Consider the following 12933-nt stretch of genomic DNA (forward strand, 5'->3'; position numbering starts at 1 on the left):
AAGCTCCTTTAGGGTTAATTAGTAAAGAAAACGATTAGTCCTTGAATAATACCGATAAGTCCACCAAGAACACCACCTAAAATGGTGATCATTTTGAACTCTCTTTTCGATATACCAAGAACAATTTCCTCTAGGCGAGATACTGGGAAAGTATCTACTTGCTCTTTTACCATATCTTCTAATTTCATTTTACGCAAGACTTCTTCTAGCTTTGTTTCTGCTTCATGGAATGCAAATGTCGTCACTTTAGGTATAAGATATGACTCTGTCCATCCAGTTGCTCCAGGGAAGTAATGGAGAAAATTATAGTTTAATCTTTCTTCCACAGCCAATTGTCCTGTTAAGTATACTTTAACGTTTTTAACAATTGGTTCAAAGTCAAAGCCGTCCATCATTTCATTGAGCGGGCGATCTTTTAACTTCTCCCATTCGCTTCGTACTATTTTTTCTAACATATTTTTAGTACCTGGAGCTCTTAGGAATTTTAGTATTTCCGGCTGAACTTTTCCAGCAAGTGATGAAGATTCCCCCATGAACATTTGTATCATATTGCCAAGCGTCCCTTTTGTAGAAAGGAAATCATCAATTAGATTTCTTACCGTCATTCTGCCTTCTTCTGATTCGAAGAAATCTTCACCTTTGAGTAGAATGTACGAAACTATTTCTCCGACTTTAGTGTCCGCTTTTAGTTGCCAATCTATTGGTGCAAGTTGACGTATAGTTTCTTGTTCAAACCTAGTTTTTAATTGACTAAATTGAACGTCCACCTGTTCTTCTATTTTATCATTTACAATAGTCGGAACATTTTCTAGTCCAGCAAGCTTTAACCAATCTGTTATCGTTTTATCCGACTGAAAGATTTTATCGTTTAGTTGCTCGGTTAAAAAATGATTTGCCTTTTGTTTCATTTCTTCGTTAAAATATTTTTTCTTGAAAATATCAGGTGTCAGCAAATGTTGAATTACTGTATTACCTAATTGTTTTGCAAGTTCATCACGTCTCTTAGGGATCAGACCAGGTGTGAAGGGAATACGCCAAGACCCTATATATTTTGCCTCATGAGGTCTGAATAGCATTTTAATAGCAAAGTGATTAGTTACCGCTCCGATTGCTGCTCCGACCACTGCCATAAATGTGATTGTCCATATAAAATTCATCAATTTCACCTTTTTCCTCTAGCTTCTAGATTATTATAGCAGAGGAGAGGCAAACACTAAAAGAATTTACAATAGATGAAGCAAAGTAGTAAGACGAATAGCATGCTCCGTTTCATCGTGCATCGCAACAAATAGAGGAGCATATGCTTGTTGGATTGGTATTTGTAATAGCATTTCCTTATACAGTTCTGCAGCCTCTAATTCATCTCTTATCGCATTTTTTAAACACTCTTTCATGTCTGTACATAAAGTGGGTTCTGGAAAGTTTTGTACAAATGTACCAGTGAGCATATAATAGAGTTGTTGGAACATTTCGTAATGGCTTTTTTCATCCTCATAAATATGTTCGATAAAACCTTGCCAGTATGGATCATCCGTCAATTTATACATAGAACGATAAAAATGATAATCCTGATATTCATTAAGTATTGCTTGCCTTAGCTGATCATTAAACAATTCGATGCTCCTTCACTAATCATTTATATTAGTGTATGCGAACAAATTCACTCACATGAAAGGTTGATATTCTTGCTACAACACTTTAGCTTCAAACCACTCTATGAAAACAAACAACTACCTGGTTGGTCCGTCTCTTTCTTTTATAAACAACAAAGATACGCTGCAGAATATGAACCAGATGGCACGATTAAGTGGCTTGGTGAAACACCTGCTGATGAAGAAACAGTAAAAAAAATGATACATGAGTTAATGCTATTTCACGTGTATGACTGAGGTGTCACTGTGCAAGAAGCACTCATACTTGTTTCTTGCGCAAAGCACGCTTACGCCCAAACAGTAAATAAAAATAAGTAGATGCAATAATATAGAGAATCCCTGTAATTGTAAATGTATAAGCATATCCCCAGTAAAAGCCAAATGTCATAACAAGCCCTGTCGAAATTGCACCAGTACTTGCCCATCCTACATTAAAGACCATTTGATTTACCGAGTTAGCAAGTCCTTTATATTTATCTTGTACTAGTTCCATTGCAATTGCACTTTGGATAGGATTCCCCGCATTCATTAGAGCTTGGCGCATCAAAAATGCAATCGAAGCGATGATTAATGAATTGGTATAACCTGTGATGAACAGAAATGGAATTGATAGTAGCTGAAAAATGACCAATGCCTTAACTTTCCCGACCTTCTTCACAAGTGCTGGTCCAAGTAGCATCGCCACGGCTGCCATCGCTGATCCGAGTGACAAGATAATTCCAATATAAGTGTTCGATGCATCGAATCGGTTCGCAAAGTATAAGTTCAAGTAAGGAATAACTAGACCAGACCCTGTTCCTATTAATAGATTTGCAACTCCAAATAACACAATAACCTTCATATTTTTTCTGAACCCAGTCGGAGCATTTCCTTCTGATTCCTCGGTACTTGCCTCTGTTTGACCTTCAATTTTTTGCGTTGGTTTCAGCTGAAACAATGGAACTATGCCCATCGTAAATATAATCGCTCCAATAATTAGTACATACATAATAGAATCTACTGTGGAGATATTCCCAATTAGATGAAGCGCATCTGCTAATACCCCTCCTCCAAGACTTCCAATAACGCTTGCTATAGTCATCAACGAAAAATGAATACTAAAAAGATGCATTCGTTCTCCAGCAGTGGAGTTTTCAGCAAGAAAAGGAACACCGGATACTTGCACCAATGCCATAAACAATCCAGTAAAGAAAGCTGCATAAACTAAGCTTTGTTCGCCGGTGACCAAACTTCTATAAAATAAAGTACCAGCAGCAAAAATTGCACCAGTAATAATAATTCCTTTCCTACCTAGCCGGTCACTTAGATATCCAGCTGGTATTAACATAATCGCTGAAGCAAGAGATGTCATAGAGATGATTTTACCGTTCAATGTTTCTGGAAACCCGAGTTCCTTTATATATAGATTGTACATAACTAAAAATACACCCATCCCCACTTGAATGAGTACATTGGCAAGCATGAACATTTTTATATTTCTATTGAATAAAGCGATGCTCTTTTTCCAATTTGCAAACCAATAAATCATAAGGTACCTCTTCTTTTTTATTTCGGTACACTAAATATACGATTATCGTTAGAAAATTTCAATATATAATTGCGTGCTTGGCGAATAAATATTTCGCTTGGATTCTGGAGATGTTTGGCGGGCGGATAAGTGCTTTGCACGGTCGCATGGCTTGGTCGCTCGGGCGGATAGCCCAATCAATCGAGCGTTCGGCCGCTTGATGAGCGGATAAACGGGCTGCTCGGGCTCATGGCTCAGTTTCTCTGGCGGATAACCTATTCGCTCGGGTACATTAGCTCAGTTCGTCACGCGGATAACCTATTCAACAAAAAAAAGGGAATATCCCCGCATGTGTTATACATGCTGAGATACTCCTGCTTGTAGTTTATACATTTGTTCATAGCGACCTTGTAGCTCTATTAACTCGTCGTGCGATCCACTTTCTACAATTTCCCCACGGTCTAGTACTAAAATGCGGTCTGCATTCTTAATAGTAGAAAGTCGATGAGCAATGATAAAAGTAGTTCTTCCTTTTTTCAGTACATCCATTGCATGTTGAATAATTTCCTCTGTTTCTGTATCAATATTAGATGTCGCTTCATCCAAGATTAATATAGCAGGATCAAATGCAAGTGCTCTAGCGAAGGAAACAAGCTGTCTTTGACCGGATGACAAGGTGCTACCCTTTTCTATTACAGGCTCATCTATGCCTTTTTCTAAATTCTTTAACACTCGTTCCCCACCAACCGCTTCTAAAGCGGCTATAACCGTTTCTCTAGAAATACGAGGATCACTTAAACTCACATTTGACTCTATCGTACCTGAAAACAAATAAGGGTCCTGCAACACGATGCCCATATGATCTCGAATCGTTTGTCTAGGTACAGTCGTTATATCTATACCATCGATTAGGATTTTACCTTTAGAAGGATCATAGAAACGGAACAATAAATTCATAATGGAACTTTTCCCAGATCCTGTATGACCAACTAATGCTACTGTCTCCCCTTTGTTAGCAACAAAGTTTAAATTTTTCAAGACATATTCATCTGCTTTATAGGCAAATGAAACATTTTTAAACTCTACATTCCCTTCATATCGTTCCATACGTTCGTCTTTTACATCTTCTCCAGTTTCATCTAGTAATTGAAATACTCGATGACCAGCAACCAATGATCTTTCTAACTGAGCAAATTGGTTTACAATCCCAGTTATTGGATTAAATAAACGAGTTGTATAGTCTACAAAAGCATAAAGCATACCTGCTGAAATGATTGTATTTGGTTCCATGGATAAGCTTCCGAAATACCAGATGAACATGACGAACATAATCGTACGAAGTACACTTACTAAGTTAAACGAAGTTGCTGAATCTAATGTAAGTAACTTTTTCTGGTACGTATAGTGTTCATTATTCATCTCTTCAAATTCGCGTTCCATCTGCTTCTCACGTTTAAATGCTTGAATAATGGACATCCCTTGGATGGATTCATTCAGCATTGCATTCAAATCTGCAATTTTCGTACGAACTACGTGATTATATTTAGATGCATACTTTCGATAAGCAATCATCCACACATATACAATAGGAACTACAAAAAGTGCCATGAGAGCCATTTGTACATTTAAGATGAACAAGGCAACATAAACCCCTGCAATCGAAATGATACTAGTCGCAAACTGAGAAAGTACTTGCACATACAAATTACGAATAGCTTCTGTATCATTCGTAACACGCGCAACTACTTTTCCTGCCGGTAAGTTGTCAAAATACTGTATCGGCAAAGTTTGAATATGTTGAAAAACATCATTACGAAGCTTTTGCACAACGCGGTTAGCACCGACCTGTAAGTTGATGAACATAAAATATCTAAAGATCGCTGTGACAATGGCTAAACCAAAGTAGACAGCAAGTAACATTAGTATTGGCTGAAGGTTAATAGCCCCTTCTGTGATATGGTCGTCAATAATTTTTTTTGCAATAAATGGACCAGTTAGATCTGCAAACACTGCAATAGTTAAAAAGATTAGACCAAGGATAATTGGTTTTTTATAAAATAACGCATAATGGTAGAGTCGTTTCCCTGTACTCATGACGACACCCCCTCTAGCTGCTGACGATCAAACTGCTCTTTGTACCAACCATTTTGTTTTAGAAGCTCTTGATGAGTTCCTTCTTCTACAATAAGACCTTCATCTAAAACGATAATATGGTCTGCATGTTGGATACCAGACAATCGATGCGTCGTAATAATTGTTGTCTTTCCACTGCGTTCATTTTGTATATTTTCGATAATTTTGGCTTCTGTCTTTGCATCTACTGCAGAAAGAGAATCATCTAACAGTAGTATTTCTGGATCTTTAATAAGTGCTCGAGCAATGGATACACGTTGTTTTTGTCCACCGGATAATGATACTCCTTTTTCTCCAACTAACGTTTCTAAGCCCATCGGTAAGTTCATTAGATCCTGTTGGAAATGTGCTAGGCGAATTGCTTCCTCTAGTTCATCTTCTGTTGCATCCTCTTTACCAAATAGAATGTTTTGACGAATGGTTCTCGAAAACAAGACATGATCCTGCGGTACATATCCAATCCACTCTAGCACCTGATCTTTCGTTTGTGCGGAAATTGCGGTCTCTCCAATTGTTAGCTGTCCAGCACCAATCGGATATTCCTTTAATAATTGCTTCATAAAGGTAGTTTTCCCAGAACCCGTTTTCCCTACAATCCCAAGTGTCTGACCTTTCTCTAAGTTCACTCGAATATCTTGAAGATTTTTCACTTGGGATAATGGGTATTGGAATCCAACATCGGTAAAACCAATTGACTCCACATTGTCTAACCGAACTGGTGAAGTTGGATCTTTTACATCCTGCTCATAGTCTAATGTTTCTTGCACGCGATCAAGCGAGGCATTTCCGCGTTGCATTACATTGATCAGTTCCCCGATTGCAAACATTGGCCAAATTGCCATACCTAAGTAAACATTAAAGGTGATTAAATTTCCGACTGTCATTTCACCTTTGGATACTAGATAAGCACCATAACCTAGTGCAACTACATAACTGATACCAGTTCCTACCTTCGTAATAGGACCAAAAAGAGCATCAATACGTTCTACAACCATATTTTTCTCATAGACTTCTTCACTCATATCAGCAAAATTCTTCTCATCCGCTCTTTCTTGAACATAAGCGCGTATAACTCTAACTCCAGCAATCGATTCTAGAACACGGTCATTTAGATCACCAAATGCATCTTGAGCTACCATATATTTTTCATGAATAATTTTCCCTAGATATTGCATTATAAAAGCTAAAATAGGTATTGGTAAAATTGCAAAGATAGTAAGCTTCCATGAAATGATAAAGCCCATTGCCAGTATAAGTGCAGCCATGTACATAGTAGAATCGATTAATGTCATAATCCCAAATCCTGCTGTAGTTGCTACTGCGTTCAAATCATTCGTTGCACGAGCCATTAAGTCACCCGTACGATTTTTTTCATAAAATGTAGGAGTCATATTCAAAAACTTCAAATTTAACTTTGACCGTAAAATACGCTCGATTGTAATCGAACCACCAAACAATTGATATTGCCAAACAAAGTTTAATATATAACCTACTATTATTATTCCAATAAAATAGAATACATATTGCATTAACGACTCTCTAGTCATATCTCCCATAGTTATGGAATCGATTGCTTCCCCAACTAACCACGGTGGTAAAACCTCCAGAGCACTAGCAATTATTAGCAAACTAACCGCTACTGTATATCGTTTCCAATGATCCTTAAAAAACCACTTCAATTTAAATAAAACAGAAAACATTATATAACCCCTCTTTTCTTCTTTCTACACATTACTGAAAAACTAGCCACCTTCAAGAGATTCCTTTAATAAAATTTGCTTTGTCCGTTGAATTGTTTCCATACCCAACACTCCTTTTTCTTTTTCACCAAAAATTGGAAGTCAAAAAGACAGAAAAAAGCGCATTACCCATCTAGAGGTAATGCGCTCAATAATAGACAATAGAATACAAAAGTCTATTATTAAATCATTTCCGATCTAATGGAAGGTATGAACAACTTTTTAAGTTAACAACGCTATCTTTTAAACGAATCATTTGTCATACCTCCATTTCCATTTTTTTGTGTATATTAACATTAGCATACCGAAATTTTAATTGTCAATACTTTTTGAATTTTTATAATGAATGAACAATTGCACCTAACACAATACTGATGAGTACTACTTTGAATGGCGCTAACTTATACACCACTAAAAGTGTAAAAGTAATTAACACAATAACAAAATCAAGCGTACTATTTACCGCACTTGTAAAAACAGGATCATAAAGTGCTGCAAGAAGAATTCCAACAACGGCTGCATTCACTCCCTTTAAAGCTGCTTGAATCCCTTTTTTAGAACGAATAATAGACCAAAATGGCAATGTTCCAATGACCAATAAAAAGGAAGGTAAAAACATCGCAAAAACGGCAATCAATGCTCCACCTGTACCAGCAGTTATCTGTCCTAAAAAACCAGCGATTGTGAATAATGGTCCTGGTACTGCTTGTGCTGCTCCGTAACCAGTCAGGAACATATCAGCAGATAGCTCTACCTCTCTTTGTAGCATTGGTAATACAACATGCCCACCACCAAATACAATTGATCCAACGCGGTAATAAGTATCGAATATCGTATAATAGACAGATTGTACAAACGGTTTTAGTAATGGAAGCAAAGTGAGCAATGCGAAAAATAATACCCAGCTAATAATGCCAGTCTTTTTACCAAAACTTAACTTCATTTCAGGTGCTGGTTCTATTGCGTCATTTTTATAATAGAAAAAACCAAAAATACCTGCTATGAGAATAATCGTGATTTGTCCAATTGCGGTAGGAATAAGCAATGTTAATATTGCGCATCCTATGGCGATACTTATTCTTATACGATCTGGTGCTAATGATTTTTGCATACCTATTAACGCATGTGCTACTACAGCAACAGCCACTATTTTTAGTCCTTGAATCCACCCACTATCAAAAGATCCTGAACTCGATATGAATGCAGCAAATAACATTAAAATAATTACAGACGGCATTGTAAAACCTATCCACGAGATTATACCTCCCAATAATCCCCCTCTTAATAATCCAATAGAGATTCCTACTTGGGAGGAGGCCGGTCCAGGTAAAAACTGACATAGCGCAACGATATCAGCATATAACTTGTCATCTAGCCATTTTCTTTTTTCCACATATTCGTCCCGGAAATAACCAATATGAGCAGCTGGTCCTCCAAATGAAGTTAAGCCAAGCTTAGTAGATGCTTTCAGTATGTCGATATATTTATTTTTCATTTTTACCTCCTCTACGGGCATAATCTTTATTATCTAATAATTTTCAGCGTGTAAATGTTAAGATTTTGTAAAAATTATTAATAGAATATCTCTATTTAAAGTAGAAAGATTTGTAATTTCTTTTTTTATATTTTATTATTAAACGTATAAACTATTTTTTAGAAAACAGGAGGTGTACACTTTGTCTTACCCCCCATTTGGGTTAGGGACAAAGTAATTATTTGGACATAGCCATACGATTGGCAGCATTTGCTGTCTTAATCGCATTCACTGCATTTTTCGTTGCGAGTGAGTTTGCAATTGTAAAAGTAAGAACTACAAGAATTGATCAGCTTATAGCTGAAGGAAACACTAAGGCGATAAATGCCAAAAAAGTAGTTTCCAATCTGGATGAATATCTATCTGCATGTCAGCTCGGGATTACCATAACAGCTTTAGGGCTCGGTTGGCTCGGAGAACCGACAATTGAACGGATTTTACATCCGGCATTTACTTATTTTGAGCTCCCAGAGAGTGTTTCCTCTTTACTTTCATTTATTATTGCATTCTCTCTTGTAACTTATATACATGTAGTTGTAGGAGAGTTAACACCAAAGACGTTTGCTATTCAAAGGTCTGAACAAATTACATTAGCGGTAGCAAAACCGCTTATCATTTTCGATAAACTTATGTATCCAGTTATTCACGGTATGAATGGTTCTGCTCGTTTCTTAGCAACCAAAGTATTTGGTTTAAATGCGGTATCAGAGTCAGAAGTAGCCCATTCCGAAGAAGAGCTTCGTATGATTCTTTCCGATAGCTTTAAAGGCGGAGAAATCAACCAAGCTGAATACAAATATGTTAACAAAATCTTTGAATTTGATGATCGTATTGCAAAAGAAATCATGGTTCCACGCACCGAGATTACTTCTATTGATAAAGATTTTACATTAGATGAAGTATTTCAGTTGATCGGTGTGGAACAATATACAAGATATCCAATAACTGACGGTGATAAAGACCATATTATTGGACTTGTAAATATGAAAAACTTGTTAACTGCATATATAAAGGATCCTACGAATGCAACCACACCCGTAAGTGATTATATGCAACCGATTATCCGAGTTATTGAGAATATGCCAATCGCTGATTTATTACTTAAGATTCAACGTGAACGAATTCATATGGCAATCTTAATGGATGAATACGGTGGTACTTCAGGACTTGTAACTATAGAAGATATTATCGAAGAAATCGTAGGAGATATACGTGACGAGTTCGATACTGATGAACTTCCAGAAGTTCAAAAGTTAGAGGAAAATCATTATATTCTCGATGCGAAAATGTTAATAGAAAATGTTAACGACCTACTTGGTATAGATATCGATGAAGAGGATATAGATACTATAGGTGGTTGGTTTATGACTAAAAGCTACGAAACCATTAAAGGTGAAAAGATTCAGGAACAAGGCTATGATTTCATGATTAAAGAAGTTGATGGGCATCATATTCAATATCTAGAGATTATTAAATCTGCACCTCCAGTTGAAGAACTAGAACCTATAGTGGAATAAAAAAATTATTAGATTTCAAAAAACGACTCTCAAATGAGGGTCGTTTTCCTATGTCTATAATTGTTGAAGTGAGGAAACATTGTGGAGCTATATACAAACTTACGTGAAGGGGAAAAAGGTGCTTGGATTAGCATTGGCGTATACTTGCTTTTAAGTACACTAAAGTTAACTGTAGGTATTATCGGTTCATCTGAAGCCTTAAAAGCCGATGGTCTAAATAATTTTACAGACATCATTGCGACCGTTGCCATATTAATCGGATTGCGAATTTCTCAAAAACCACCAGATAAGCATCACCAATATGGACATTTACGGGCAGAAACCATTGCCTCCCTTGTTGCCGCTTTTATTATGGCGTTTATCGGTATCCAGGTTCTCATTCAAGCAGTACAACATCTTGCTAACCCTATCCAAGAGGCACCTTCCCTTTTAACCGCAATTGTAGCCTTGTTTAGTGCCATTATCATGTATATTGTTTATAGATATAATTTAAAACTTGGAAACCGTATAAATAGTGCGGCTCTAAAAGCGGCAGCTTATGATAATCGCTCTGATGCACTTGTTAGTATCGGTGCAACTATTGGTATCGTCGGTTCTATTTTAGGTTTTCCTCTTTTAGATGGTATAACTGCCCTGTTAGTTGGTATCATCATTATCTATACCGCCTATACTATTTTTCATGATGCAGCATATACGCTATCCGACGGTTTTAATGTGGACGAAGCTGAATCCCTCTCTACGATAGTACGACTAGTCGAGGGTGTGGATGAGTTAACCGATTTTAAAGCGAGAATGCATGGAAATTTAATGTTTGTCGATATTACGGTTACAGTGGATCCAAATTTAAACGTGTTGAATAGTCATCGTATAACAGAAGAAATAGAACATCGTATTATGAAGGTCAAACCTTTTTCAGTTATCTTAGTCCACATTGAGCCAAATATGGACATGCTCGATCAGAAGTAGATAGTTTCTGCTGATCGATCGATACGTTAATAAACAAAAAGCACGGAGAATCGCATAGTCATTGCGATTCTCCGTGCTTTTCATCGTCCGCTTGGTTCTGTTAGGCCGTGTTTTACTGCATATAGGGCGGCTTGTGTACGATCTTGAACATATAGCTTCGCGAATATATTGGATATATGTGTTTTGACTGTTTTTTCGGTGACAAACAAGGAGGATGCTATTTCTCTATTACTCTTTCCTTTTGTCAACTCAGATAATACATCCTGCTCTCTAGGTGTTAAAGGATGTTCTTCATGTGGACTTGGTACTACTGGCTCCCACTCTTTTTCTAATTGAGTTGTTGCCTCTGGATGTATCGTATTTTCTCCGCGCATGAGCTTACGAATGGCATCAGCGAGGTCATCCGGTTCTATATCCTTTAACTGATAACCCGCTGCGCCAGCTTTTAAGGCAGGAATTACATGATCTCTATCTGAAAAACTAGTAAGCATTAGTATTTGAATTTCCGGATTAGTAGATTTTATAAGTTTCGTCGCTTCAATTCCGTCCATTACTGGCATCACTAAATCCATTAATATAACATCAGGCTTTAAACTTTTTGTTAGCTCCATCGCTTCTTTTCCGTTAGTAGCCTCCCCTACAATATCCATATCCTTTTGGGTTTTCAGAAAAAACATTAATCCTCTTCTTACTACATGATGATCATCAGCTATTAATACACGTATCATAATTGCCCCCTCCTAATAAGGTAATCGCACTAATATTTCTGTTCCTTGTTCGCAACCTGTCACCCAATCCACTGTCCCACCAACAAAACTAGCTCTATCCTTCATACTCTGTAAACCAATTGAACGTAGCTTATTGGGTTCTTTCATATGAAATCCACAACCCTCGTCTTTCACAACTAACAATACATCTGTAGAAGTAACCGTTAAGTATAGTTCTGCTATGAGCACACCAGAATGCTTCCGAATATTATTCAGTGCTTCCTGAGCAATTCTGAACAGTGTTTCTTCTATAATCGCAGGTAAGTTAACAACGCCCTTTACTTTCACTGTCATTGTAAGCCCCAGAATATCTCCATATCCTTTAAGGCCTTCAATAATTCCTGATTCTAATCCTTTGGGGCGTAGCTGCCAAATGAGTGCGCGCATTTCTGTTAGTGCTTCTTGCGTTAAATATTGAATTTCTTTAAATGTATCTTTAATATCCGGCTGCTCTGTCATTTCAATTCCTCCACGGGCAGTAAGCGTGACGGAGAATAGTAATTGGTTAACGGAGTCATGTAAATCTCGTGCTAATCGGTTTCTCTCCTGTACAAGAGCTACTTGCTGCTCCTGTCTTGTGAGGAGAATCCGCTTAATTGCTGACCCAATTTGAAAAGCCACCGATTCGAGCAACGCAAGCTCGCCGTCTGAAAATCGTATCGTGTTTGGAGTCGCAACATTTAATAGGCCAAAGCTTTCTTGACCTGATTGTAAGGGAACAGTTGCATGATGCGTGATTCCCCCACTGTCCTCATTACTCATTTTTCTTGCATTTACTATTCTTTTGCACTCAATAATATTGGAAGCTTTTTTTAACTCACCCTTTTGAAACCTGGACACACACCAGCAGCTATCCTTTTGCAAATGTCTGCAGTCATCCTGCTTTAATGCGTTCGGTAAATTTTCATGTGCAATTAACTGTTGTTTTCCTTTTTCATCAATAAAGAATATCCATCCAGTTTCAAATAAGGTACCATCTAATAGTTTTTGCAAGGCTCCTTGTAGCATTTTCTCCATTTCCGTTTCTTCATTTAACAATTCCGCTATTTCTTTTAGTAATTCTATGTTCGAGAGTTCATTTGATAACATGTAAACTCCTCCAAGTATGTAATTCAGAT

At 37.2% G+C, this 12933-nt stretch carries 11 protein-coding genes; 3 read left to right on the forward strand and 8 right to left on the reverse strand.

Translation table 11 applies throughout. The features are described 5' to 3' along the window. Positions 1–14: 14 nt before the first annotated feature. Together MKX39_RS14335 and MKX39_RS14340 are read right to left on the reverse strand one after the other, a co-directional pair. On the reverse strand, positions 15–1157 hold the full coding sequence (locus MKX39_RS14335) for a DUF445 domain-containing protein (protein WP_322788102.1): 1143 nt from the start codon (positions 1155–1157) through the stop codon (positions 15–17). A 66-nt stretch (positions 1158–1223) separates the two neighbouring features. Next, positions 1224–1613, reverse strand: coding sequence for a ferritin-like domain-containing protein (locus MKX39_RS14340; RefSeq protein ID WP_340769995.1), 390 nt, complete (start codon positions 1611–1613; stop codon positions 1224–1226). 72 nt (positions 1614–1685) lie between these two features. On the opposite strand from MKX39_RS14340, the gene MKX39_RS14345 reads away from it, so the two are divergent. Continuing rightward, a complete protein-coding gene (locus MKX39_RS14345; protein WP_090570212.1) occupies positions 1686–1889 on the forward strand; it encodes a YheE family protein in 204 nt (67 codons plus the stop codon). Between the two features lie 22 nt (positions 1890–1911). On the opposite strand, the gene MKX39_RS14350 is transcribed toward MKX39_RS14345, so the two are convergent. The 4 genes from MKX39_RS14350 to chrA all read right to left on the reverse strand — a co-directional run bounded on the left by MKX39_RS14350 (position 1912) and on the right by chrA (position 8526). Beyond that, the gene (locus MKX39_RS14350) at positions 1912–3180 is read right to left on the reverse strand and encodes an MFS transporter (RefSeq protein ID WP_340763284.1); all 1269 of its coding nucleotides are present in this window, start codon (positions 3178–3180) and stop codon (positions 1912–1914) included. A gap of 333 nt (positions 3181–3513) precedes the next feature. After that, a complete protein-coding gene (locus MKX39_RS14355; RefSeq protein WP_340769997.1) occupies positions 3514–5253 on the reverse strand; it encodes an ABC transporter ATP-binding protein in 1740 nt (579 codons plus the stop codon). After that, the gene (locus MKX39_RS14360; protein WP_340769999.1) at positions 5250–6992 is read right to left on the reverse strand and encodes an ABC transporter ATP-binding protein; all 1743 of its coding nucleotides are present in this window, start codon (positions 6990–6992) and stop codon (positions 5250–5252) included. The genes MKX39_RS14355 and MKX39_RS14360 overlap by 4 nt, the downstream gene beginning before the upstream one ends. 376 nt (positions 6993–7368) lie before the next feature. Then, entirely contained in the window at positions 7369–8526 is a 1158-nt protein-coding gene (gene chrA, locus MKX39_RS14365; RefSeq protein ID WP_340770001.1) for a chromate efflux transporter, read from the reverse strand. A 221-nt stretch (positions 8527–8747) separates the two neighbouring features. Between chrA and MKX39_RS14370 the strand changes: the two genes are divergently transcribed. Both MKX39_RS14370 and MKX39_RS14375 read left to right on the forward strand, forming a co-directional pair. Then, positions 8748–10082 carry a hemolysin family protein gene (locus MKX39_RS14370; protein WP_245762770.1) on the forward strand — a complete coding sequence of 445 codons (1335 nt, stop codon included), beginning with the start codon at positions 8748–8750 and terminating at the stop codon, positions 10080–10082. An 81-nt stretch (positions 10083–10163) separates the two neighbouring features. Continuing rightward, positions 10164–11048, forward strand: a complete 885-nt coding sequence (locus MKX39_RS14375; protein WP_340770004.1) for a cation diffusion facilitator family transporter — start codon at positions 10164–10166, stop codon at positions 11046–11048. Between the two features lie 80 nt (positions 11049–11128). On the opposite strand, the gene MKX39_RS14380 is transcribed toward MKX39_RS14375, so the two are convergent. Beyond that, entirely contained in the window at positions 11129–11776 is a 648-nt protein-coding gene (locus tag MKX39_RS14380) for a response regulator transcription factor (protein ID WP_340770006.1), read from the reverse strand. A 12-nt stretch (positions 11777–11788) separates the two neighbouring features. Then, on the reverse strand, positions 11789–12904 hold the full coding sequence (locus MKX39_RS14385; protein ID WP_340770008.1) for a GAF domain-containing sensor histidine kinase: 1116 nt from the start codon (positions 12902–12904) through the stop codon (positions 11789–11791). Positions 12905–12933 lie beyond the last annotated feature (29 nt).

Source organism: Psychrobacillus sp. FSL K6-1464 (genome assembly GCF_038003145.1).
In the GTDB taxonomy this organism is placed as follows: domain Bacteria; phylum Bacillota; class Bacilli; order Bacillales_A; family Planococcaceae; genus Psychrobacillus; species Psychrobacillus psychrotolerans.